General features: G+C 64.0%; 26 protein-coding genes. 11 read left to right on the forward strand and 15 right to left on the reverse strand.

Features of this window, described 5'->3' with window-relative positions:
- Positions 1–77 precede the first annotated feature (77 nt).
- From purF to V3H18_RS02830, 7 genes are all read right to left on the reverse strand, one after another.
- Positions 78–1,577 (reverse strand): amidophosphoribosyltransferase, encoded by a 1,500-nt coding sequence (purF, locus tag V3H18_RS02800; protein ID WP_332080365.1) that lies wholly within the window; start codon positions 1,575–1,577, stop codon positions 78–80.
- 107 nt (positions 1,578–1,684) lie between these two features.
- Positions 1,685–2,320: a CvpA family protein gene (locus V3H18_RS02805; RefSeq protein WP_332080366.1), complete on the reverse strand. Its 636-nt coding sequence runs from the start codon at positions 2,318–2,320 to the stop codon at positions 1,685–1,687.
- 311 nt (positions 2,321–2,631) lie between these two features.
- Entirely contained in the window at positions 2,632–4,026 is a 1,395-nt protein-coding gene (gene radA / locus V3H18_RS02810) for a DNA repair protein RadA (protein ID WP_332080367.1), read from the reverse strand.
- Between the two features lie 49 nt (positions 4,027–4,075).
- Complete coding sequence (locus V3H18_RS02815) at positions 4,076–4,429, reverse strand: integration host factor subunit alpha (protein ID WP_332080368.1); 354 nt, start codon at positions 4,427–4,429, stop codon at positions 4,076–4,078.
- A gap of 250 nt (positions 4,430–4,679) precedes the next feature.
- Positions 4,680–5,669, reverse strand: coding sequence for a beta-ketoacyl-ACP synthase III (locus V3H18_RS02820; RefSeq protein ID WP_332080369.1), 990 nt, complete (start codon positions 5,667–5,669; stop codon positions 4,680–4,682).
- On the reverse strand, positions 5,666–6,742 hold the full coding sequence (gene plsX / locus V3H18_RS02825; RefSeq protein ID WP_332080370.1) for a phosphate acyltransferase PlsX: 1,077 nt from the start codon (positions 6,740–6,742) through the stop codon (positions 5,666–5,668). Before plsX ends, V3H18_RS02820 begins: the two co-directional genes overlap by 4 nt.
- Before the next feature lie 135 nt (positions 6,743–6,877).
- Positions 6,878–7,459 carry a YceD family protein gene (locus tag V3H18_RS02830; RefSeq protein ID WP_332080371.1) on the reverse strand — a complete coding sequence of 194 codons (582 nt, stop codon included), beginning with the start codon at positions 7,457–7,459 and terminating at the stop codon, positions 6,878–6,880.
- Positions 7,460–7,670: 211 nt separating this feature from the next.
- On the opposite strand from V3H18_RS02830, the gene V3H18_RS02835 reads away from it, so the two are divergent.
- Together V3H18_RS02835 and V3H18_RS02840 are read left to right on the forward strand one after the other, a co-directional pair.
- A complete protein-coding gene (locus tag V3H18_RS02835) occupies positions 7,671–8,120 on the forward strand; it encodes an outer membrane protein assembly factor BamE (protein WP_332080372.1) in 450 nt (149 codons plus the stop codon).
- Between the two features lie 216 nt (positions 8,121–8,336).
- Positions 8,337–9,398 carry a transglycosylase SLT domain-containing protein gene (locus tag V3H18_RS02840; protein WP_332080373.1) on the forward strand — a complete coding sequence of 354 codons (1,062 nt, stop codon included), beginning with the start codon at positions 8,337–8,339 and terminating at the stop codon, positions 9,396–9,398.
- Between the two features lie 40 nt (positions 9,399–9,438).
- Here V3H18_RS02840 and argC read toward each other — a convergent pair whose 3' ends face one another.
- The gene (gene argC / locus V3H18_RS02845; protein ID WP_332080374.1) at positions 9,439–10,350 is read right to left on the reverse strand and encodes an N-acetyl-gamma-glutamyl-phosphate reductase; all 912 of its coding nucleotides are present in this window, start codon (positions 10,348–10,350) and stop codon (positions 9,439–9,441) included.
- Between the two features lie 393 nt (positions 10,351–10,743).
- Here argC and V3H18_RS02850 point away from each other — a divergent pair, with 393 nt between their 5' ends.
- The 4 genes from V3H18_RS02850 (at position 10,744) to V3H18_RS02865 (ending at position 13,167) form a co-directional block, all read left to right on the forward strand.
- Positions 10,744–10,959, forward strand: coding sequence for a DUF1289 domain-containing protein (locus V3H18_RS02850; protein WP_332080375.1), 216 nt, complete (start codon positions 10,744–10,746; stop codon positions 10,957–10,959).
- A gap of 90 nt (positions 10,960–11,049) precedes the next feature.
- The gene (locus V3H18_RS02855) at positions 11,050–11,235 is read left to right on the forward strand and encodes a hypothetical protein (protein ID WP_332080376.1); all 186 of its coding nucleotides are present in this window, start codon (positions 11,050–11,052) and stop codon (positions 11,233–11,235) included.
- A 9-nt stretch (positions 11,236–11,244) separates the two neighbouring features.
- Positions 11,245–11,709: a flavodoxin family protein gene (locus V3H18_RS02860; protein ID WP_332080377.1), complete on the forward strand. Its 465-nt coding sequence runs from the start codon at positions 11,245–11,247 to the stop codon at positions 11,707–11,709.
- Between the two features lie 174 nt (positions 11,710–11,883).
- A complete protein-coding gene (locus V3H18_RS02865; protein ID WP_332080378.1) occupies positions 11,884–13,167 on the forward strand; it encodes an MFS transporter in 1,284 nt (427 codons plus the stop codon).
- Positions 13,168–13,203: 36 nt separating this feature from the next.
- Here the strand turns inward: V3H18_RS02865 and V3H18_RS02870 are convergent, their stop codons facing one another.
- From V3H18_RS02870 to V3H18_RS02885, 4 genes are all read right to left on the reverse strand, one after another.
- Positions 13,204–13,557: a DMT family protein gene (locus V3H18_RS02870; protein ID WP_332080417.1), complete on the reverse strand. Its 354-nt coding sequence runs from the start codon at positions 13,555–13,557 to the stop codon at positions 13,204–13,206.
- Positions 13,558–13,682: 125 nt separating this feature from the next.
- The gene (gene rpsI, locus V3H18_RS02875; RefSeq protein WP_332080379.1) at positions 13,683–14,165 is read right to left on the reverse strand and encodes a 30S ribosomal protein S9; all 483 of its coding nucleotides are present in this window, start codon (positions 14,163–14,165) and stop codon (positions 13,683–13,685) included.
- Between the two features lie 2 nt (positions 14,166–14,167).
- Positions 14,168–14,638, reverse strand: coding sequence for a 50S ribosomal protein L13 (rplM, locus tag V3H18_RS02880; RefSeq protein ID WP_332080380.1), 471 nt, complete (start codon positions 14,636–14,638; stop codon positions 14,168–14,170).
- A 315-nt stretch (positions 14,639–14,953) separates the two neighbouring features.
- Positions 14,954–15,292, reverse strand: coding sequence for a P-II family nitrogen regulator (locus tag V3H18_RS02885; protein ID WP_332080381.1), 339 nt, complete (start codon positions 15,290–15,292; stop codon positions 14,954–14,956).
- 214 nt (positions 15,293–15,506) lie between these two features.
- Here V3H18_RS02885 and V3H18_RS02890 point away from each other — a divergent pair, with 214 nt between their 5' ends.
- From V3H18_RS02890 to V3H18_RS02910, 5 genes are all read left to right on the forward strand, one after another.
- Complete coding sequence (locus tag V3H18_RS02890; RefSeq protein ID WP_332080382.1) at positions 15,507–16,904, forward strand: leucyl aminopeptidase family protein; 1,398 nt, start codon at positions 15,507–15,509, stop codon at positions 16,902–16,904.
- Positions 16,901–17,770: a C40 family peptidase gene (locus V3H18_RS02895; protein WP_332080383.1), complete on the forward strand. Its 870-nt coding sequence runs from the start codon at positions 16,901–16,903 to the stop codon at positions 17,768–17,770. The genes V3H18_RS02890 and V3H18_RS02895 overlap by 4 nt, the downstream gene beginning before the upstream one ends.
- Complete coding sequence (locus V3H18_RS02900) at positions 17,767–18,225, forward strand: MaoC family dehydratase (protein WP_332080384.1); 459 nt, start codon at positions 17,767–17,769, stop codon at positions 18,223–18,225. The genes V3H18_RS02895 and V3H18_RS02900 overlap by 4 nt, the downstream gene beginning before the upstream one ends.
- Positions 18,226–18,364: 139 nt before the next feature.
- The gene (locus V3H18_RS02905; RefSeq protein WP_332080385.1) at positions 18,365–18,661 is read left to right on the forward strand and encodes a ribbon-helix-helix domain-containing protein; all 297 of its coding nucleotides are present in this window, start codon (positions 18,365–18,367) and stop codon (positions 18,659–18,661) included.
- Positions 18,651–18,965, forward strand: coding sequence for a type II toxin-antitoxin system RelE/ParE family toxin (locus tag V3H18_RS02910; RefSeq protein WP_332080386.1), 315 nt, complete (start codon positions 18,651–18,653; stop codon positions 18,963–18,965). The genes V3H18_RS02905 and V3H18_RS02910 overlap by 11 nt, the downstream gene beginning before the upstream one ends.
- Positions 18,966–18,982: 17 nt before the next feature.
- Here the strand turns inward: V3H18_RS02910 and V3H18_RS02915 are convergent, their stop codons facing one another.
- From V3H18_RS02915 to V3H18_RS02925, 3 genes are read right to left on the reverse strand one after another with little or no spacing between them, the layout of a single operon-like run.
- On the reverse strand, positions 18,983–20,626 hold the full coding sequence (locus V3H18_RS02915; protein WP_332080387.1) for an ABC transporter ATP-binding protein: 1,644 nt from the start codon (positions 20,624–20,626) through the stop codon (positions 18,983–18,985).
- Positions 20,623–21,087, reverse strand: a complete 465-nt coding sequence (locus V3H18_RS02920; protein ID WP_332080388.1) for a type II toxin-antitoxin system VapC family toxin — start codon at positions 21,085–21,087, stop codon at positions 20,623–20,625. Before V3H18_RS02920 ends, V3H18_RS02915 begins: the two co-directional genes overlap by 4 nt.
- On the reverse strand, positions 21,066–21,320 hold the full coding sequence (locus V3H18_RS02925; protein ID WP_332080389.1) for a hypothetical protein: 255 nt from the start codon (positions 21,318–21,320) through the stop codon (positions 21,066–21,068). The genes V3H18_RS02920 and V3H18_RS02925 overlap by 22 nt, the downstream gene beginning before the upstream one ends.
- Positions 21,321–21,349: the final 29 nt, after the last annotated feature.

Raw genomic sequence — 21,349 nt, forward strand, 5'->3', positions numbered from 1 at the left:
AAGGCTGGAGATATTTTTTTTCGCTTCGATACGTGTTGCCGATGCATCCTTGCCAGGCCCGTGAAACTCGCAGGAGCCTAGCTCGCCTCCGCCAGCAGCGACAGTTGCGCGCGGTTTTCGCCGACGAGGTCGGTAAGCGGGGTCGGATAGTCGCCGGTGAAGCAATGGTCGGTGAACTGCGGCCGCGCCGGATCGCGCCGCTCGTAGCCCATGGCGCGATAGATGCCGTCGACGGAAAGGAAGGCGAGCGAGTCGCAGCCGATATAGTCGCGCATCTCTTCGAGCGTATGCGTCGCCGCGAGCAGGTTCTCCTTCTGCGGCGTGTCGATGCCGTAATAGTCCGGATGGGTGATCGGCGGCGAGGAGATGAGGAAGTGCACCTCGGTCGCGCCGGCGTCGCGCATCATCTGCACGATCTTCACCGAAGTCGTGCCGCGCACGATCGAATCGTCGACGAGAATGACGCGCTTGCCCGCGACGACGGCGCGGTTGGCGCTATGCTTCATGCGCACGCCGAAATCGCGCGCGATCTGCGTCGGCTCGATGAAGGTGCGTCCTATGTAATGGTTGCGGATGATGCCGAGTTCGAACGGCAGGCCGGACTGCTGCGCATAGCCGAGCGCGGCCGGCACGCCTGAATCCGGCACCGGCACGACGACGTCCGCGTCGATCGGATGTTCGCGCGCGAGTTCGGCGCCCATCGCCTTGCGCACCAGATAGACCGAGCGGCCATGCACGATCGAATCGGGTCGCGCGAAGTAAATGTATTCGAATATGCAGGGGCGCATCCGCTGCGGCGGAAACGGCCGCATGCTTTGCAGCCCGTGTTCCGAGATCACGACGATTTCGCCGTTCATCACGTCGCGCACGAAGCGCGCGCCGATGATGTCGAGCGCGCAGGTCTCCGAAGCGAGGATATATTTGCCGTTCAGTTCGCCGATGACGAGCGGCCGAATTCCCAAAGGATCGCGCGCGCCGATCAGCTTCTTATTGGTGAGGGCGACGAGCGAATAGGCCCCTTCGATCGAGCGCAGCGCCTCGACGAAGCGGTCGATGAGCAGCGGCTTGCGGCTGCGCGCGACGAGGTGAAGGATCACCTCCGTATCGGAGGTCGACTGGAAGATCGCGCCTTCGGCGATCAGCTCGCGGCGCAGCGCCTGCGCATTGGTGAGATTGCCGTTATGCGCGACGGCGAAACCGCCGGTGTTGAGCTCCGCGAAGAGCGGCTGCACGTTGCGCAGCATGGTTTCGCCGGTGGTGGCGTAGCGCACATGGCCGATGGCGGCGGCGCCGGGCAGGCGCTTGATCGTCGTTTCCTTCGAGAAATGGTCGCCGACGAGACCAAGGCGCCGCTCGCCGAAGAAGCGGCCGCCTTCGAAGGTGACGATGCCCGCCGCCTCCTGCCCGCGGTGCTGAAGCGCATGCAGGCCGAGCGCCGTGATCGCCGCGGCGTCCGGCAAGTCGAAGACGCCGAAGACGCCGCAATATTCGCGAAGCCTGTCTTCCTCGTCGCTGTCCTGGGCCGCGTCGATCTCCCAGGACGACGATAAATTACAGTCCCCCGCGGGCTCCGTCATGCCTAGACCCCCATGACCCGCCTCCCGTCGCTCTTCGCCGGGACTCTGCGTGTCGTATTGTGGTCATATTTGCCAGTCGACAAGCCCATCCGCAAGCCCGCCGTTCGTCATAATGGCTTCCCGCTCCGCTCCGTCGGCGTTTCGCCCTGGGCGTCGGCGGGCGGAGCAGCCTCGCCTTGAGGCGCCTTGTCCGGCTCGACGTCGGCGGCGGGCTCCTCGACGGCCGGCAGGTCCTTTTTCGCCTTGATCTTCGCGACGAGGGCGTCGATGTCGTCGGGCAGCATTTCGCGCAATTTCTCGCCGCCCGCCTCGAGGAAAGGCTTGGCGCGGGCGTTTCGGACCCATTCGGGCTGATTGGCGTCAGGCACGAGCCAAGTATAGAAAACGAAGGCGACGACCGCGAGCAGCGCGCCGCGAACCGCGCCGAAAAGAAAGCCCAGCGTTCTGTCCAGCGCGCCGACTTTCGAATCCAGAATGAGGTCGGAGACCTTCACCGTAACCAGCGAGACGAGCACCAGCGCGACGAAGAAGACCGCCGCCACCGAGGCGACCAAGGCCAATTCGTCCTTGGCGATATAGGGTTTGATGTAGGGCAGGGCGAGCGGGTGAAAGAAATAGGCCGCCGCCGCCGCCGCGACCCAGGAGACGATCGCCAGCACCTCGCGCGTGAAGCCGCGCAGCAGGGCGAGCAGCCCGGACACGAAAACGACGGTGATTACTGCCAAATCAAGATATGACGGCATCGCTAGCCTCTTGCTGTTCGCGTCTGAACGGCCGAGTGACTGGACCCGCGCCTTGGGGCCTCGCCAAGCGGTCTTCGCATGACCTTTGCCGGCGCCTGCGTCAACTTTTTCGCCGCCGCGCCGGCCTTCTCCTGGTTCAGGATCGTTTGAAAGGGAGTCGCGGGCGACGCCATTTCAGACGTGAATCCCGCGCAAATTTGGAGCGAGATACGCGCTCCAGGCGGCGGAATCGCTTTTTGCTTGTTGCAACGGTGAGCTTCTAACGCATCTTGACGCCGGGCGGAAACAGGAAAGCGTCCCTGCGCCTGGGCTCAGTTCCGCGCGACGGCCTTTTCGCGCGCGGATATGCGGGCGATCGCGGCGACGAGGCCGCCGACGTCGGCGCAGGGCCGTATCGCCACGCCGGCGCGACGATCCTCGTCAGTCAGCTGCTGGGCTTGCGGCACTACGGCGTGGCGAAAGCCGAGCTTGCCCGCCTCGCGGAGCCGCATGCCGGGATGGATCACCGGCCGCACCGCGCCGGAAAGGCCGATCTCCCCGAAAAAAGCCATATCTGCCGGGAGAACGGCGCCGGTGAGCGAGGAAACAAGCGCGGCCGCGGCGGCGAGATCGGTCGCGGGCTCGTCGGCGCGCAGGCCGCCGGCGACGTTGAGATAGACGTCATGCATGCCGAGCTTGAGGCCGCCATGCGCCTCGAGCACCGCGAGAATCATCGACAGCCGGTTCTGGTCGAAGCCGACGACGGCGCGCCGCGGCGTGCCGAGCGAGGTCGGCGCGACCAGCGCCTGAATCTCGACGAGCATGGGGCGCTGTCCCTCCATGCCGGCGACGACGGCCGCCCCTGGCGCGGCGGCGTCCCGGCCCGCGAGGAAAAGCGCGGAAGGATTGGCGACTTCGGCGAGGCCGAGCCCGGTCATCTCGAAAACGCCGATTTCGCCCGTCGCCCCGAAACGGTTCTTGGAGGCGCGCAGCATGCGGAAATGATGCGCGCCGTCGCCCTCGAAGGAGAGCACGGCGTCGACCATGTGCTCGACGACGCGGGGGCCCGCCACCTGTCCGTCCTTGGTGACATGGCCGACGAGAATGATCGCGGCGCCGGTCGTTTTCGCGTGACGCAGCAGCGCCTGGGCGCTCGCGCGCACCTGCGTCACCGTTCCGGGCGCCGATTCGACGAGATCGGTGTGCATCGTCTGAATCGAGTCGATGACGATCAGCGCAGGCGGCCGGCCCGTCGCGCAGGTCGCGAGAATGTCTTCGACCTGCGTCGCGGCGGTGAGCTCCACCGGCGCGTCGGCGAGATTGAGTCTCGCGGCCCGCAGCCGCACCTGCGCCACGGCCTCCTCGCCGGAAATATAGACGACGCGCGCGCCTTGTCGCGCGAGCGCCGCGCAGGCCTGGATGAGGAGCGTCGATTTGCCGATGCCGGGCTCGCCGCCAAGCAGCAGCACGGAGCCCGGCACGAATCCGCCCCCGGTGACGCGGTCGAATTCGTCGACGCCGGTAACGATTCGGGGCGCGGGTCGCCCTTCGCCGGCGAGCCCTTCAAGTTCGAAGGCGCGGCCCCGCGTCGCCCGACGCGCGGCCGCGCCGCCATCCGTCTCCGCGACGATCACGTTCCATTCGCCGCAGGACTCGCAGCGGCCCTGCCATCTCGATGTGACGGCGCCGCAATTCTGGCAGACGAAGACGGACCGGGCTTTGGCCATATTTAGTTGGCGCATGCGGCCCCAAGGCTTGTCAAGCGCCGAGAAGCGTTTACTCGCCGCCGTTTATCCTTGCGCGTAAAATATTGGAAGGTTTGAACGAGACGACAAGCCGCGCGGAAATCTTCGCGCCGTCGCCCGTCTTGGGATTGCGTCCGAGGCGCTCCTTCTTGGCGCGAACGATGAAGGCGCCGAAGGAAGAAAGCTTTACGTCCTCGCGCGCGACGATTCGCTCGAAGATTTCGTCGAGCACCATCTCGACATATTTGGCGGACTCGGCGCGGGACAGCCCGATCTTCCGATGGACCGCGTCGGCCAAGTCCGAGCGCGTCACCGCGCCGTTTCTTTCCGTATGTTCTTCTTTCGCCGCGCCATTTGGCGCGCCGACCGCTGCCCCGTTTGCCATCTTCTACCTTGCGTAAGCTGCGACAAGCGACAAAGGCGGACGTTCGGAGCGCGTGGGATGGGGCGAAGCCGGCTCAATCAGGGGTAGCGCGTGAATTTTGTTTAGGCCCATCGAATGCGCATGTTATGCCGCCTTTATCGCTGAATTTTTCAGAATTGGACGGCGAAATCAAGCGCAGGTTGTATCGCGCGGGGCGGCAATTCCTTGAAATTATTTGCATACAATCAAATTATTATTGTATTTCGAGAGCTTACCAGCGTATCAGCGCCGACCCCCATGTAAATCCGCCGCCGACCGCTTCGAGCATGACGAGGTCGCCCGGCTTGATTCGTCCGTCGGCGACAGCCGTGGCGAGCGCCAGAGGCACCGAGGCGGCCGAAGTGTTGCCGTGCAAATGCACGGTGGCGACAACCTTTTCCGGCGCAATTCCAAGCTTTTGCGCCGACATGTCGATGATTCGGCGATTCGCCTGATGCGGCACGAACCAGTCGAGGTCCTCCGCCGTCAGTCCCGTGGCGGCGAAGGCGTCCTTGACGACATCCGTCACCTGCCCGACGGCGAAGCGGAAGACTTCCTTTCCCTCCATGCGCAAATGGCCGACGGTCTGCGTCGCCGACGGGCCGCCGTCGACATGGAGCTTGTTGCAGTGACGCCCGTCCGAGCGCAGATGCGTCGTCAGGACGCCGCGCTCGTCCAGCGCGCCGCGCGACGGCCGCGCTTCGAGCACCATCGCGCCGGCGCCATCGCCAAAGAGCACGCAGGTCGTGCGGTCGGTCCAGTCGATGATGCGCGAAAAGGTCTCGGCGCCGATCACAAGCGCGCGCTTGTGAGAGCCAGAGCGCAGGAATTTATCCGCCGTCGCCACGGCGAAGACGAATCCCGAGCAGACCGCCTGCAAATCGAATGCGGCGCCTTGCGTCATGCCGAGGGCGGCCTGGATCTGCGTCGCCGTCGAGGGGAAGGTCCAGTCGGGCGTCGAGGTGGCGACGATGATAAGGTCGATGTCCTGCGGCGCGATCCCCGCGTTGGCGAGCGCGGCGCGCGCCGCCTTCTCGCCAAGCATCGAGGTCGTCTCGCCTTCGGCGGCGATGTGGCGCTCCTTGATGCCGGTGCGCTGTACGATCCACTCGTCGCTCGTGTCGACGAGCTTGGCGAGTTCGTCATTGGTGAGAGTTTTTTGCGGGAGGTAGGCGCCGACGCCGAGAACGACCGAACGCAATCCCAACTGATCTGTCGTCACTGGGCGGCTTCCTGAGGGGAGCTTGTCGGATCGGCGCCGTCTCGATCTTCGAGCCGATGCGCGAGCGCGACCGTGTCGCGGATGCGGTTGAGGAGATCGCTTCCCGCCATCTCATAACCGATCTCCACGGCGCGGGCGAAGCCGACGGGATCAGCGCCGCCGTGGCTTTTGATGACGATCCCCTGAAGGCCGAGAAAAACGCCGCCATTGGTGCCGCGCGTGTCCATCTTGGCGCGCAGTTCGCCAAAGGCGCTTCGCGCCAGAAGATAGCCGAGCTTGGCCAGAAGCGATCCGCCCATCGCCTGTTTGAGATAGGCCGCGATTTGCGCCGCCGTGCCCTCCGCCGTCTTCAGCGCGATATTGCCGGTAAAGCCTTCCGTGACCACCACGTCGACGGCGCCTTTGCCGATGCCGTCGCCCTCGACGAAGCCTTGATAGTCGAAGCCCGGCAGGGCGAGGTCGCGCAAAAGCGCGGAGGCGGCCTTCACCTCTTCTATCCCTTTGATCTCCTCCGTGCCGACATTGAGCAGGCCGACGGAGGGCCGCTCCAGCCCCAAAATGACGCGCGCCATGGCCGCGCCCATGATCGCGAGATCGACGAGATGGGTGGCGTTCGCCCCCATGGAGGCGCCGACGTCGAGCACCACGGATTGGCCCCGCAGCGTCGGCCACAGGCAGGCGAGCGCCGGACGGTCGACGCGCGCCAGCGTGCGCAGGCAGATTTTCGACATCGCCATCAGCGCGCCGGTGTTGCCGGCGGAAACCGCGACGTCCGCCTCGCCCTTCTTCACCGCTTCGATCGCGAGCCACATGGAGGAAACCCGGCGCCCCGCGCGTAGCGCCTGGCTCGGCTTGTCATCCATGCGGATCGAGACGGGGGCGTGGCGCACCTCGGCGCGCGCGGCGAGCCGTGGATGGCGGTCGAGTTCAGCGCGGATCGCCGCCTCGTCGCCGAAGAGCCGGAATTGGCTGCCAGGGCGCCGCTCCAGCGCCAAAGCGGCGCCGGCGATCGTCACCTTCGGACCGAAATCGCCGCCCATCGCGTCGAGCGCGATCCGAACAGTCTGCGGCATGTGTCCCGTTTGCTCCCGAATGCCGTGTTGCTTCGCGCCGATCTTGTCTTCGCCGGCTTTTGTGACGCCTCAGAGAAGGCGCATGCGCCGCGCCTTGCGGGCGACTTGCCATTTGCCGGCGAATAGCGCAAGCGCCTATCGATCCTCGCCAGAGGAGGGTCCGCGCGGCTTCAGGACGCTCAGCGCCGCGAAGGGCGAGGCCGCTTCGTCCTCTTGAGCGGGCGAGGGCTCCACGAATTCAGCGCCGGGCTTGCGCGGGTAGGGGTCGAGCGCCAGCGTAAAAAATTCCGAGACGACGGCGCCGAGATCGACGGAGCCGCCGATCAAGGGATCGGGCGCGTCCTCGTCGAGCGTGATCTCCGCGGCGGGCGGCGGCTCATGGCGCCGTCTGCTGCGGGGAGCGTCATCAGGCGGCGGCGGCGCGAAACGCGCCTCCACCGGCTCGACGAGTTCGCAGTCGAATTCCTCAAGCGTCGCGACGCAGTTTTGGCGCAGGCTTGCGCGGATTTCCCCCTCGATCTCCAGACCGTCGCCGCGCCAGCGCCGCGCCCGCAGCGCCGCCTCGAAGGAATGGACCGCCGGCAGGTCGTTGAGACGGGCGAGCGCCGCGCATTCGGCCGGCGTCGCACGAATGTCGATCTCAAGCCCTTCGGGCGGAACCTCGGTGAGCGCAAAGGGGCGGGTGAGGGCCGGCGCCGCGGCGAAATCCTGATCCATGGCGAGCCCTCCTTAAGCGCGCGTTTAATTGCTGTGAGCTACATATGTGCGGCCGCGCACGGACGCCAGCGCGTCGCGTGCGGCAGGACGGCGAGGAAGCGCGCCTTGGCGAAAGCGCTGTCTTGCTTTCGCTGCGTTCGAAGTTTACGCATCTGGGCGCTTGGAGCCATGATCCGGCCGGCCGGCCGAGCCAAGGACGATGGAGATTTTCATGTCGGCGCAAGCCTTGCGCATTTTTTCCCGTTTCGCGGCGGCGTGCGGCATGGCCGCGACGCTCGGGGGCTGTTTGGGCTATGACGGCGTCATCAACCGCGGCGCGGTCATCGACTCCCGCAATACGGCGCAAGTCAAGCCAGGCATGACTGCCCCGCAGGTGCTCTCGGCGCTCGGCACGCCCTCGACGACCTCGACGGTCGGCGGCGACGCCTGGTATTACGTCAGCCAGCGCATCGAGCGGAAGCTGGCCTTCATGCCCCAGAGCATCGCCGATCAGCGCGTTTATGCGGTCTATTTCGACAAGTCGAAAAAAGTTCAGCGCGTCGCCGACTACGGCCTCGAGGACGGCAAGCCCGTCGACTTCATCTCGCGCTCGACGCCGACCGCAGGGCCTGAATATCACTTGTTGCAGGGGATGCTTTCCAAAGTGAGGGACATCTTCTAGCCCCCGAGACGGTCTCCGCGGATGGCGCGAATGTGGCGCCGCGGCGGCGATCGTCGCGCAAAGACGGCCAATCATTAGAGTTTTGGGCGGATCGGGCGCGCGGCGGCGCGTCGGAATATGGCGACAGCGTGGCCTTGGGCGCCGATCTTTCGCCCTGCATCGCAGGTAACTTTCTGTTTACGCAATTTTTGCGTAAATGTGGAGAAACCGCGAAGCATGACTGTCACGCTGACGAACGCCCCGCCGCCTTCTAAGGGAAGAGCTGCGTCGCCTCGCTCGCGCCGGCGGTTTCGACTTTCGCTTCAGGCGATTCTTCCGGGCTTTCTTCTCGAACGGTCCTGTTCCCTGCTGCTGCGCGCGCTCGGCGTCGCCACGGCGTTGTCGGTTTTGACGCTGCTGTTTCTTTCCGCGCAAAAGGACGATTCGCCGCGTTTCGAGCGCTTCATGCGCGCCTCACGCGCGCGTCTCGCGCTGAGTCCGCTCACGAGCCTCTCGCAACCGGGCGAGGACGATACGGCGCTCGATTCCGATTTTTCGCTCGATCAGGCGGCGCTCACCTGGTCGCATCGGATGAATGACGGCCTCGACGATCCGAGCGTGATCCGCTTCGGCTCGGTGAAAGTGCATGAGTCGATCGTCGAGCACGTCGTGAAAGCGGCGCAAACGACGGAAATGGACCCGGCGCTGCTCATGGCCATCGCCGATAAGGAGTCGAATTTCTCGACGACCGCCAAAGCGCGAACCTCTTCGGCGAGCGGGCTGTTCCAATTCGTGGAGAAGACCTGGCTGACGGCGATGAAGAGTTTCGGCTGGCGTCACGGCCATGGCGAATCCGCCGCGGCGCTCGCCGGCGAAGACGCCGCGCCGCGCGTCACGGCGGAAAAGCGCGCGAAGATTCTGAATTTACGTAACGACCCCTATCTCTCCGCCGTTCTGGCCGCCGAAATGCTCAAGAAGGACAGCGCCAAAATCGCCGAGAAGATCGGCCGACCGCTGACGCCGGGCGAGACCTATCTCATCCATTTTCTCGGTCCCGACGACGCCGCCCGCTTCATGAAGACGCTGCAGGAGGCGCCGGAATCCTCTGCCGTCGCGCTGCTGCCCAGGCCCGCGCGCGCCAATAAGCCGATCTTTTACGATCAGCAGGGCCGCAAGCTCAGAGATCGCTCGGTGCGGCAGGTGCACGAAGCCTTCGAGACGATGATGGATAAGCGCACCAGCCGTTACGAGGACGTCGCCACGAAATTGCCGACGGGAGCGACGGCCTACGCGGAGTGAGTAGCGAGCAGCAATTTCTTCTCCGCGCTACCCGCTTGGCTCACTTTCCAATCATCAGATCGAGATTTTGCACGGCCGCGCCCGCCGCGCCCTTGCCGAGATTGTCGAGCCGCGCGACGAGCAACAGGTGACGGCGCGCCTCATTGGCGAAGACGAAGACTTCCATGTCGTCGGTTCCATTGAGCGCCAGCGCGTCCAGCCGGCCATTGGCGGGAGCGGGCGCGAGGCGCACATGTTTCGCGTCCGCATAGTGGCGCGCGTAGGCGGCTTCGACATCGCCCCCGGCCGGCCCGCCGCGCAGGGCGTCGAGCGGGAGCGGGATGGAGACGAGCATGCCCTGCCGGAAATTGCCGACCGAGGGCGCGAAGAGGGGGCGCGCGTCAAGCCTCGCATAGGCCATGATCTCGGGCACATGCTTATGTTCGAGGCCGAGCGCGTAAAGCTCGAATTCCGGCGCCTCGCCGCGCTCGTAGGACTCGATCATCTGCCGCCCGCCGCCGGAATAGCCCGAGACGGCGTTGATGGTCAGCGGCTGGTCGGGCTTGATGAGGCCGGCGTCGATGAGCGGGCGCAGCAGCGCGATCGCGCCGCTCGCATAGCAGCCGACATTAGCGATGCGGCGCGCCGCGGCGATGGCTTCGGCCTGTCCCGCGCAAAGCTCGGCGAAGCCATAGACCCAACCTTCCGCCACGCGATGCGCGGTCGAGGCGTCGAGAATGCGCGGCGCGCTTTCCCCGAGGGCGTCGCAAAGCGCGACCGTCTCTTTCGCCGCGTCGTCCGGCAGGCAGAGGATGGCGATATCGACCTTGGCGAGCAGGTCGCGCTTGGCGGCGGCATCCTTGCGTTTCTCCGGCGGGATGACGACGAGTTCGATATCCGCGCGCCCGGCGAGCCGCTCGCGGATTTCAAGGCCGGTCGTGCCGGCGTCGCCGTCGATGAAGATTTTAGTCATGCCCGCCCGCCTCATGGCCTCTCATCGCCCGCATCTAATCCATCCGGAAGCGGAGAGAAAGACGTGGTCCGCCGCCTCTAGATCACGCTGCATTTGGGCGGAATCGCTCAAGCGCAGATAATTTGATCGATTCTAAAAGTTTAGAGCGCGCTTTACGCGAAAAACCGGATCCCACTTTTTCGCAGCGCGCTCTGGAGCGCTTCCCGATCACATCGAATCATGTGATCGATGAGCAATCGCTCAAAATCAAAACGTCGGAGCAGGTTCTCATCGAAAAAGTCTGTCAACTTTTTCGGAACCTGCTCTAAGCGCTTTTTGACGCGGGCGGCGCGCCATCCTATAGCGCGGCGGAGAGCGTCGCGCTTCACGGCGCGCGGCGATTCCCGGGAGCCCATGATCGACAGTCCCTGCATCAGAATATGCGAACTCGACGGCGAAGACATATGCGTCGGCTGCGGCCGCACGCGCGCCGAAATCGCCGGCTGGATGTCGATGTCCGAATCGCGGAAGATCCAGGTGGTGGAACTGGCCGGAGAGCGTAAGCGCGCGCGGCGCCCAGCCAATGCGGGCGCGGCGAGAACAGATTCCGACGCCGCCGGGGCCGAATAGGCGCATCGCGGCTGGCCCCGATATTGCCGGCTCTATATTGTCATGTGGGGAAAAGAGATGCGCTCCTCGCCTCCATAAGGAGGAATGGTCATGGTCAAGCATGAATTGGACAAGGAAAGCGCGTTGAAATTATACGCGCTCAGATTCGTCGATTCGATCTACAACGCCTCGGTCTTTTCTGTCATCGCCTATAGCCTGTCGCTGCTTCTGCTCGCGATGGTCGGGTTGGGCGTCTATTTCAAGCTGATCTACGTCCCCGAATTCCATCCCTGGTAGCCGGGTTTATTGCCAAAACGCCTGCTCATCGTCGCGCATGCGCCGTCTTTGAATACCGAGCGGCTGCGAGACGCCGTTCTCGCCGGCGCGCGCGCTCCCGAGATCGAAGGGGTTGCGGTCGAGTGCTTAAATCCTTTCGCCGCGACGCCCGAGCATGTGCTCGAGGCGCAGGCGGTCATTCTGGGGACGACCGAGAATCTCGGATATATGAGCGGCGCGCTGAAGGATTTCTTCGACCGCTGCTATTACCCCTTGCTGGAGCGCACGCAGGGCCTGCCTTACGCGCTTTATATCCGCGCCGGACATGACGGAACGGGAACGCGGCGCGGCGTCGAGACGATTGTCACGGGCCTGCGCTGGCGCGCCATGCGCGAGCCGCTGATCTGCCGTGGCCCCTGGCGCGAGGAATTCGTCGAGCAATGCCGCGAATTGGGGATGCTGATGGCGGCGGGGCTCGAGGCCGGCGTCTTCTGAACCGATCAAGCCATCGTCAATAAAGACTTGCGCGCGGTCATCGCGATGCGCGGAACGACATTTTGTCGAGCCTTGCAAGCGTGTATTTCTTCCTTCCGATGGGCGCGCTGATTGTCGAGACGACGCGGCGACCGCGCGGCTGTTTGTGAAAGCCGCCGACAATCGAGAATATGGATGAACCCGCGTCACGCGAAAACGCCAGCGCCCAAGCAAATCGCCGCCGCCGTCATCGGCAATGCGCTCGAATGGTACGATTTCGTCGTCTACGGCTTTTTCGCCTCGGTTTTGGCGCAGGCGTTCTTTCCAAGAGGAGACGATACGGCCGCGCTGTTGGCGGCGTTTGCGACCTTTGGCGCGGGTTTCTGCACGCGGCCGCTCGGCGGCATATTTTTCGGTTTCTATGCGGATCGCAAGGGCCGCAAGGCGGCGCTGCAACTGATCATGTTCGCGATGACCGTCGCAGTGGCGGTGATCGCATTCGCGCCGACCTATGCGACGATCGGCGTCTGCGCGCCGATGCTCATCGTCGCCGGCCGATTGCTGCAAGGCTTCGCCGCCGGCGGAGAATTCGCCAGTTCGACCGCGTTTCTCGTCGAAGTCGCGCCTGCGCGTCGCCGCGGACTTTATGGCTCTCTGCAAATGGTCGGGCAGGGCCTGTCGATATTGTTTGGAACGCTCGCAGGCTTCATCGTCGCGAGCGCCTTTTCGGACGAGGCGTTGCGTGAATGGGCCTGGCGACTGCCCTTCGTCGCCGGCCTGCTGATTGGCCCGGTAGGGATTTATATCCGGCGCTATCTCGACGAAACGCCCGCTTTCGAGGCGTCGCCCCGGAGCGGCGCGGCGACGGACGCTTTTCTCGATCTTGTCCGGCGCCATGGCGGAAGGCTTCTTGCCTGTTTCGCCGCCACGGTCGGCGCGACGATCTCCTTCTATGTGATCCTCGTTTATATGCCGACCTATGGAAAGACCGAGATGGGGCTGACCCTCGAACAGTCTTTTATGGCGCAGGCCCCCGGCCTTCTGTTGGTGATCTTGCTGACGCCGGCGATCGGCGCTCTCTCCGACGCGATTGGCCGGCGGCCGTTGATCTTGGCGTCGAACGCCTTGCTTCTCCTTAGCGTTTATCCGCTGTTTATGTGGCTGCAGGCGGAAAAATCCATGACGGCTCTCGCCGCGGCGCAGACCGCCTTTTGCGTCATTCTCTTGGGGCTCTTTGGCGCTCTTTCGACGGCGCTCGCCGAGCAGTTTCCAACCCATGTCCGCTCGTCTGGGCTCGCGATCGCTTATAATCTCGCCGTCATGACGTTCGGCGGCTTCGCGCCGTTTATCGTCGCTTGGTTGATCCATTTTCTCGCGACGCCCCTCGCGCCCGCCTATTATCTGATGTTTGGCGCCGTCGTCGGGCTCCTGGGCGGCGCGGGCCTGCGCGAACGGCACAAGGCGCTGGAGCTTGAATAGGCCCGCCGGGGCGTTTCTTCGACGCGCTAACTCGAATCACTTGGACTGGAAAATGAGAAAGGCGCCGGCCGCGATGAGGCAGAAGCCAAGAACCGTGCGCCAATTGAGCGCCTCGCCGAGAATGAAGACCGAGAAGCCGGAAAAGATGACGAGCGTGATGACTTCCTGGATCGTCTTCAACTGCGCCGCGGAATAGGCCCCATAGCCGATGCGATTGGCCGGAACGGCGAGGCTGTATTCGACGAGCGCGATGCCCCAACTGACCAGTACGGCATAGGGCATGGAAAGACGCGGAAATTTCAGATGGCCGTACCAGGCCGTCGTCATGAAGAGATTGGAGGCGCATAGGAGAAGGATCGGCGCGACGGTCGCCGACTGAAGGAAGCGCAGCATTTAAGATCGATCCTCGTTTGGCCTTTGCGATTCCGGTATGATGTAGCGTTGCGCGCCCAATAAAAAAGCGGCGCTGGGCGCCGCTTTTCTTGTCGGAATAAACGCCGAAAACAGCGCGTCTTTTAGCGCTTCGAGAACTGGAAGCTGCGGCGGGCTTTGCGCTTGCCGTATTTCTTGCGCTCGACGACGCGCGAGTCACGAGTAAGGAAGCCTTCCTTCTTGAGCGCCGCGCGCAGCTCCGGCTCGTAATGCGTCAGCGCCTTGGCGAGGCCGTGGCGCACGGCGCCGGCCTGGCCCGACAGGCCGCCGCCCGCGACCGACACCACCATGTCGTATTGGCCGGCGCGCTTGGCGACGCCGAAGGGCTGCGCCAGAATCATGCGCAGCACCGGACGGGCGAAATAGGTTTCGACGTCGCGGCCGTTGACGGTGATCTTGCCGGGGCCCGGCTTGATCCAGACGCGCGCGACGGCGTTCTTGCGCTTGCCGGTGGCGTAGGCGCGGCCCAGCTTATCGAGCTTTTGCACATAGCGCGGCGCTTCCGGCGCCGCGGCGACGCCCGCCTGATCGAGGTCGGAGAGAGAGGAAAGGGTGGTCTCGGCCATATTCAGGCGCTCCGGGAATTCTTGGCGTTCAGGGCGGCGACGTCGAGCGTCTGCGGATTTTGCGCCGCATGCGGATGCTCGGCGCCCTTGTAAACGCGCAGGTTGCCAAGCTGTTTGCGGCCGAGCGGCCCGTGCGGCAGCATGCGCTGCACCGCCTTCTCCAGCACGCGCTCGGGGAAGCGGCCTTCGAGGATGAATTTCGCCGAGCGTTCCTTGATGCCGCCCGGATAGCCGGTGTGATGGTGATAGACCTTCTGGTCGCGCTTGCGGCCGGTCAGCACCACCTTGTCGGCGTTGATGACGATGATGTTGTCGCCGTCGTCCATATGGGGCGTGAAGGTCGCCTTATGCTTGCCGCGCAGCCGCAGCGCGATGAGCGACGCGAGGCGGCCGACGACGAGGCCGGCGGCGTCGATCAGCACCCAATTCTTTTCAATGTCGGCGGGCTTCGCCGAATAGGTCTTGCCGTACATGGATGGAAATTCCGTCGGAACGTTCAACTGTTCGGAAGGACTTGGGATAGGGGATGGAGCAGGGCAGGTCAAGCGGTTTTTCACAGGCTTGGGGCATTTCACATCAATAAAACTAGTCAGTTATAAGTAGCGGTAATATGATACCGCCTTTATGTTCCGCTTCCCCGTCACCACGAACCATGCTTTTCGGGGTTCGGTGGAGCGACGTCGCAAATATTGTCGTTGAACGGCCCCGCGCGACTAGCTCGCCAACTCCACGCTATCCGCGCAGTCACCCATCCCGCTTTGGTTTGCAAGAAGAAGGTACGGGCTCGCCTACAGCGCCTCGCGGTCGGTCTCGCCGGTGCGGATGCGCAGCGCGCGCTCCAGCGGCGTCACGAAGATTTTGCCGTCGCCGATATGGCCCGTATAGGCGGCGAGCCGGATCGCCTCGATCGCGCGGTCGACATATTCGTCCGCAAGGGCGATTTCGATTTTCAGCTTCGGCAAGAAGGACACGATATATTCGGCGCCGCGATAGATTTCGGCGTGGCCCTTCTGGCGCCCATAGCCTTTGACTTCGGTCGCGGTCATGCCGGCGACGCCGAGCGCCGTCACCGCCTCCCGCACCTCGTCGAGCTTGAAAGGTTTAATCACGGCGGTAATGATTTTCATCTGCGCAGCTTCGCCCCGGACGATGGCCGAAGCAATCTCGCATCAGCCGATGAGCCTCCATATTGCGCATAAATTCATCGATTTGACTATAAGGGCGTTCGAGCGGCGCGCCGCCTTTTGATCGCCGTCGATCTTTTCCGTTTGTGAAGACGCCGGCTCGCGCGCAATAAGGGGTTAACGCGAGCGGCGGAATAGCGGCCGCCGCTTCAAGGAGATGACAGTGGGCGCGAAGCTGGAAGACTGGTCCTCGGGCGCGACCGCAATCGATTTCGCGGCCAAGGAAGACTGGCCGGAACGGCGCGCGAGGCTTCCCGAAGCGGTCGTGCGTCTCGCGGCCGTCGCCGGCTTCGAGGCGAGGCCCGGTTCGCTCCTGATCGCGCCGGATGTCGAGGGCGCGCCCCGGGTCTTCTTCGGCGCCGAGGGCAAGGCGAAGAAGGCGCGCGATCCCTTTTTCGCCGGCAAGCTTGCGACCGCTCTGCCTGCCGGACTTTACCGCTTCGGCGAAGGCGTCGAAGCGCCGGCGCAGGCGGCGCTGGCCTTCCTGCTCTCTTCCTATTCCTTCACGCGCTACAAGGCGGCCAAGAACGAGAAGGCGCGGCTTTGCGCCCCCCAAGGCGTCGATCGCGCGCACATCGAGCGCATCGCGAGCGCCGTGGCGCTCGGGCGCGATCTCATCAATACGCCGACGAACGATATGGGGCCGGAGGCGCTCGCCGAGGCCGCTTTGGCGCTTGCCGCCAAATATGAGGCGAAGACGCGCGTCATCGTCGGCGATGCGTTGCTTGCCGAGAATTTCCCGCTGATCCACGCGGTCGGCCGCGCGGCGGCGCAAGCGCCGAGACTCGTCGAATTCGAGCATGGCCCTGAAGACGGGCTGCGGGTGACGCTCGTCGGCAAGGGCGTATGCTTCGACACCGGCGGATTGGACATCAAACCGTCAAGCGCCATGCAGCTCATGAAGAAGGATATGGGCGGCGCGGCGACGACGCTGGCGCTTGCCTCGATGCTGCTCGACGGCGCTGTTCCGGTGCGGTTGCGCGTGCTCCTGCCCATCGTCGAAAACTCCATCTCGGCGTCCGCCTTCCGCACGAGCGACATCTATCGAAGCCGCAAGGGATTGACCGTCGAAATCGGCAACACCGACGCCGAAGGGCGGCTCATTCTCGCCGACGCGCTCGCCTATGCGAGCGAAGACGCGCCCGATCTCCTCTTCGATTTCGCGACTCTCACCGGCGCCGCCCGCGTCGCGCTCGGGCCGGAGTTGCCGCCCTTTTATACCGGCGACGACGCGCTCGCCGAAGAAATCGCCGTGCAAGGGAGGGCGACGAACGATCCGGTTTGGCGGCTGCCGCTCTGGGACAATTACGATAGCGGCCTCGACGGCAAAATCGCCGACGTCTCCAGCACGTCGAGCGGCGCTTTCGCGGGATCGATCACGGCGGCGCTGTTTTTGCGCCGCTTCGTGAGCGATCCGTCGCGCTGGGCGCATTTCGACATCTATGGCTGGAACCCCTCGACGAAGCCGGGCCGGCCGGAAGGCGGCGAAATTCAGGCCGCGCGGCTGCTCTATGACTTGATCGAGGCGGGCGCCGCGCAGGGAAGGGCGACGTGAGCGAGACTTTTGATCGGCGTCTGACGCCCGCGCGGCCGGAGATCGCGGCGGCCTATCTCAAGGGACGCGTGACCGCCGATCGCTATGTCGAAGGCGCGGCGATGGAGGTCAGGGACTGCGTCGTCGACCTTCGGCGCGCGCCGCGTCCCGACGCCGCCGTCGATACGCAGGTTCTCTATGGCGAGCGCGTCACGGTCTATGATGAAGAGGAAGGCTGGGCCTGGGCGCAGCTCGCGCGCGACAATTATGTCGGCTGGATCGCCGCCAATACGTTGTGGTGCGAATTGAGCCGGGCCACGCATCGCGTCGCCGTTCCGCGAACTTTCATTTACCCCGCCGCCAATATCAAACTGCCCCCGCTCGGCGCGCTGCCGCTTGGCGCCGAGGTCGCGATCGTCGAGGAGCGCGACGGCTTCGCGGTGACGCCGGAACTGGGCTTCATCTATCGCAAGCATCTTGCGCCGGTGGGCGCGCGTGCGCTGGATTTCGTCGCCGTGGCGGAGACGCTTCTTGGCGCGCCCTATCTTTGGGGCGGCAAATCGGTCATGGGCGTCGATTGTTCCGGCCTCGTGCAAGTGTCGCTGCTGATGGCGGGGATCGAAGCGCCGCGCGATACCGATATGCAGGAAGCCGCGCTCGGCGCGCCGCTCGCGCACGGCGCGCCGCTCCAACGCGGCGACATCGTGTTCTGGAAGGGGCATGTCGGCGTGATGCGCGACGCGACGGTTTTGCTGCACGCCAATGCGACCCATATGCAGGTGACGAGCGAGCCGCTGGAGGCGGTCCGCGCCCGCAACGAGGCGGCGGGGGCCGGGCCCGTCACGAGCGTCAGGCGGTTGGCGGAGAGGAAAGCGTTCCCGGCATGACGAAGAAGCTCTATCTCGAAGACCTTTACGTCGGCCAGCGGCTCAGTTCGAAAAGCGTGACGCTCGACGCGCCGGCCATGATCCGTTTCGCGCGGGACAATGATCCGCAGTTCTTCCATGTCGACGAAGAGGCGGCCAAGGACAGCATGTTCGGCGGCCTCATCGGCAGCGGTTGGCAGACGGCGGCGCTCACCATCACCCTGCTGCTTCAATCGGCGGAGGCGCCGTTTGCGGGCGGCGTCGTGGGCGCCGATGCGCATGTCGCCTGGAAACGCCCCGTCCGGCCGGGCGACAGCCTGCGCGTCGAAACCGAGATCACGCATATAGAGCGCTCACCGAGGCGTCCCGATCGCGGCTTCGTGACCATTCGGGCGAACACATTCAATCAGAAGGACGAGATCGTTCAGACGATGACGTCGACGATGGTCGTCTTTAGCGATCCGGCGCGCGCTTAAACGCGGATGGACAGCGACCATTCGAGCTCGGGCAAGTAAATCGAGCCGCACAATCCGACTTTTTGCGCCTTCCGCATAAAAAGTAGACTTTTTGCTACTAGCGCCCCAAAATGCGCAGAATGAATGCGAGAGGTCTGTTTTGTCGAAGGTCCAAAAAATCAGCGTGGCCCTGACGCATCAGCAAATGGCGGATGTGCGAGCCGCTATCGACTCCGGTGAATATGCGACGCCCACGGAAATTCTCCGCGAGGCGGTTCGCGATTGGCAGGCGAAGCGCAAAAGCTGTCAAAACGATAGCGATGCTCAACGCTTGCGCCAATTGTGGGACGAAGGCAAGGCCAGTGGTGACGGCGGGCCAGTTGATTTTCCGGCGCTAAGGCGCGAAGCGCGGAGCCGTCTCAAGGATAAGAGCGAATTCGCGCCGAATGGCGATTGAATTTCGCTGGAGCAAGCAAGCTCGCGAAGACTTGCTGCAAATCTACGTCACGATTGGCGCTGACAACGTCGCCGCCGCCGAGCGCGTCTATGATCGGCTCGAACAGCTTGCGGCCATGCTGAAAGAGCAACCAAGGCTCGGCCTGCGCCGGAAAGACATTCAGCCCAAGGTCCGGATGCTGGTCGAGCGCCCCTACCTCATTCTCTACGAATTGACGCCCGACACGGATCGAGGGACAGTCGAGCTTATCGAGATTGTACGCGTGGTGGACGGGCGACGCGATCTTCGTACGAATTCATCCTAAAGCCACGAAAAGAAATTTCAATCTTGCTCGCGTAGTCGGACAGAATTGCTCGAAACGGGTTCCGCCTCGTTGCGAAAGGCGGCGGCGAAGAGCGCGCGCGTATAATCGTTTTTCGGCGCGGAAAACACCTGCGTCGCCGGCCCTTCCTCGACCACCTTGCCATGGCGCATGACAATGAGGTGGGCTGCGAGCGCTTTGACGACGCGCAGGTCGTGGCTGATGAAGAGATAGGCGAGCGAGCGGCGGCGCTGCAGATCGCGCAAGAGATCGATGATCTGCGCCTGCACCGACATGTCGAGCGCCGAGGTCGGCTCGTCGAGCACGACGAATTTCGGCTCCAGAACGATGGCGCGGGCGATCGCGATGCGCTGGCGCTGGCCGCCAGAAAATTCGTGCGGATAGCGATCCATGGTTTCGGGATCGAGCCCGCTCTCCATGAGCGCGCGCGCGACGATCTCGCGCCGCTGATCGAGCGTCAGTTCGGGGCGCTGCACGGTAAGGCCCTCGGCGACGATTTCGGCGACCGACATGCGCGGCGAGAGCGAGCCGTATGGGTCCTGAAAGACGATCTGCATGTCGCGCCGGAGCGGGCGCATCTCCTTGACGCTCTTGCCGTCGATGCGCTGGCCGAGAAAGACGATCGGGCCTTCCGAGCGAATGAGCCGCAGCATGGCGAGCGCCAGAGTGGTCTTGCCCGAGCCGGATTCGCCGACGACGCCGACGGTCGCGCCCTCGCGCACGGCGACGGTGACGCCGTCGACCGCCTTCACATAATCGACGATGCGGCGCATGAAGCCGCGCCGGATGGGAAACCAGACGCGTAATTGCTCGGCGGCGGCGACGACGGGGGCGTTTTCGTCCTCGACGATCGGCGCGCCTTTCGGCTCGGCCGTGAGCAGCGCTTTCGTATAGGGATGGGTGGGCGCGTTAAAGACGCTCGCGACTTCGCCCTGTTCGACGATGCGGCCTTTTTGCATGACGCAGACCGTGTCGGCGAAACGTCGCACCAGCCCAAGATCATGGGTGATGAAGAGCATCGCCATGCCATAGGTCTGCTGCAGGCGTTCGAGCAGGGCGATGATCTGCGCCTGAACAGTCACGTCGAGCGCCGTCGTCGGCTCGTCGGCGATCAGGAGATCGGGCTTATTGGCGAGCGCCATGGCGATCATCACGCGCTGGCGCTGGCCGCCCGAAAGCTGATGCGGATAGGCGCCAAGCCGCGCTTGCGGGTCGGGGATGCCGACTTCGCCCAGAAGCTCGACGACGCGGGCGCGCACGGCCTCGCGCCCGCGCATCCCGTGCAACTCGAGAATCTCGGCGATCTGCCCCTCGATCGTATGCAGCGGATTGAGCGAGGTCATGGGCTCCTGAAAGACCATGGTGATGCGCGCGCCGCGAATGGCGCGCAGGCCGTTGTCATCGATCGTCAGCATGTTCTGGCCGGCGAAGCGCGCCTCGCCGGAGGCGATGGCGCCGGGCGGCAACAGACGCACGATCGAGAGCGCGCTGATCGACTTGCCGGAGCCGGATTCGCCCACGAGCGCCAGCGTCTTGCCGCGCTCCAGCGAGAAAGAGACATGATCGACGGCGAGCGTCTGCTTTCCGCCGTGCCGGAAGGCGACGGAAAGGTCGCGGACGTCGAGGAGGGGAGCTGAAGTCATGCGAGCGCGGCTATGTTGTCGATTGTAAACGCGTCGAGATCGATCGCCCGGATTTCATTGGGGATCGGAAGCCGCTTATCCGCGGTGACGAAGGCGACGCAGTTATGGAGTTTCGCTGTCGCAACATGTATTGCATCCGGCATTCTCATGGACTTGACGGTCGCCCTCAGCCTTGCAGCCTGCATCAGCACATGCCGGTCGATTGGAAAAGTTTCTATGGTCGAAGACGATTCGAACAGTCCCTCATAGGCGGAACACAATTCTTCGTCGCCAATCTCCAAAGGTTTCGTCAGCAATTCGGCGACGACCAGTTCGCTGATCACGCCGACGGCGCCGCCTCCTCTGATATGGTCGAGCACGCGCCTTCCTCTTGTGACGGGAACCTCGTCATTTTCAAAAGCGTCGATGAAAACATTCGCGTCCAGGTAAATTCTTGTGCTCATCGCTCGCGATGGCCCCATTCGTCTCGCAAGCCGTGGACATAATCGTTCACCTCCTCGAGCGAATGAAAAGTCGCGCGCCGTATATGCTCATATTTGGAGAACCAGTCGCCGCGCGATTCAGCCGCTTCTGATCCGGAGCGCGTATCCTCTACCTCGATCGTGATCGTCACCCGCTTTTCGGCGCCGATTTCATCCCTCAAGTCGTCGGGAAGCTTCGCCGCGGGGTAATGTTCGCGCACAATCCTGTTCATCGTCTTGCTCCGCCGGCAATTCTAGCATG

The sequence above is a fragment of the Methylocystis borbori genome (genome assembly GCF_036576025.1).
In the GTDB taxonomy this organism is placed as follows: Bacteria; Pseudomonadota; Alphaproteobacteria; order Rhizobiales; family Beijerinckiaceae; genus Methylocystis; species Methylocystis borbori.

Bases quoted from the DNA above. Each gene is read 5' to 3' on its own strand.
- purF (WP_332080365.1), bottom strand. From the start codon at position 1,577: ATGACGGAGCCCGCGGGGGACTGTAATTTATCGTCGTCCTGGGAGATC.
- V3H18_RS02805 (WP_332080366.1), bottom strand. From the start codon at position 2,320: ATGCCGTCATATCTTGATTTGGCAGTAATCACCGTCGTTTTCGTGTCC.
- radA (WP_332080367.1), bottom strand. From the start codon at position 4,026: ATGGCCAAAGCCCGGTCCGTCTTCGTCTGCCAGAATTGCGGCGCCGTC.
- V3H18_RS02815 (WP_332080368.1), bottom strand. From the start codon at position 4,429: ATGGCAAACGGGGCAGCGGTCGGCGCGCCAAATGGCGCGGCGAAAGAA.
- plsX (WP_332080370.1), bottom strand. From the start codon at position 6,742: ATGCCGCAGACTGTTCGGATCGCGCTCGACGCGATGGGCGGCGATTTC.
- V3H18_RS02830 (WP_332080371.1), bottom strand. From the start codon at position 7,459: ATGGATCAGGATTTCGCCGCGGCGCCGGCCCTCACCCGCCCCTTTGCG.
- V3H18_RS02835 (WP_332080372.1), top strand. From the start codon at position 7,671: ATGTCGGCGCAAGCCTTGCGCATTTTTTCCCGTTTCGCGGCGGCGTGC.
- V3H18_RS02840 (WP_332080373.1), top strand. From the start codon at position 8,337: ATGACTGTCACGCTGACGAACGCCCCGCCGCCTTCTAAGGGAAGAGCT.
- argC (WP_332080374.1), bottom strand. From the start codon at position 10,350: ATGACTAAAATCTTCATCGACGGCGACGCCGGCACGACCGGCCTTGAA.
- V3H18_RS02850 (WP_332080375.1), top strand. From the start codon at position 10,744: ATGATCGACAGTCCCTGCATCAGAATATGCGAACTCGACGGCGAAGAC.
- V3H18_RS02855 (WP_332080376.1), top strand. From the start codon at position 11,050: ATGGTCAAGCATGAATTGGACAAGGAAAGCGCGTTGAAATTATACGCG.
- V3H18_RS02865 (WP_332080378.1), top strand. From the start codon at position 11,884: ATGAACCCGCGTCACGCGAAAACGCCAGCGCCCAAGCAAATCGCCGCC.
- rpsI (WP_332080379.1), bottom strand. From the start codon at position 14,165: ATGGCCGAGACCACCCTTTCCTCTCTCTCCGACCTCGATCAGGCGGGC.
- rplM (WP_332080380.1), bottom strand. From the start codon at position 14,638: ATGTACGGCAAGACCTATTCGGCGAAGCCCGCCGACATTGAAAAGAAT.
- V3H18_RS02885 (WP_332080381.1), bottom strand. From the start codon at position 15,292: ATGAAAATCATTACCGCCGTGATTAAACCTTTCAAGCTCGACGAGGTG.
- V3H18_RS02890 (WP_332080382.1), top strand. From the start codon at position 15,507: ATGACAGTGGGCGCGAAGCTGGAAGACTGGTCCTCGGGCGCGACCGCA.
- V3H18_RS02900 (WP_332080384.1), top strand. From the start codon at position 17,767: ATGACGAAGAAGCTCTATCTCGAAGACCTTTACGTCGGCCAGCGGCTC.
- V3H18_RS02910 (WP_332080386.1), top strand. From the start codon at position 18,651: ATGGCGATTGAATTTCGCTGGAGCAAGCAAGCTCGCGAAGACTTGCTG.
- V3H18_RS02915 (WP_332080387.1), bottom strand. From the start codon at position 20,626: ATGACTTCAGCTCCCCTCCTCGACGTCCGCGACCTTTCCGTCGCCTTC.
- V3H18_RS02920 (WP_332080388.1), bottom strand. From the start codon at position 21,087: ATGGGGCCATCGCGAGCGATGAGCACAAGAATTTACCTGGACGCGAAT.
- V3H18_RS02925 (WP_332080389.1), bottom strand. From the start codon at position 21,320: ATGAACAGGATTGTGCGCGAACATTACCCCGCGGCGAAGCTTCCCGAC.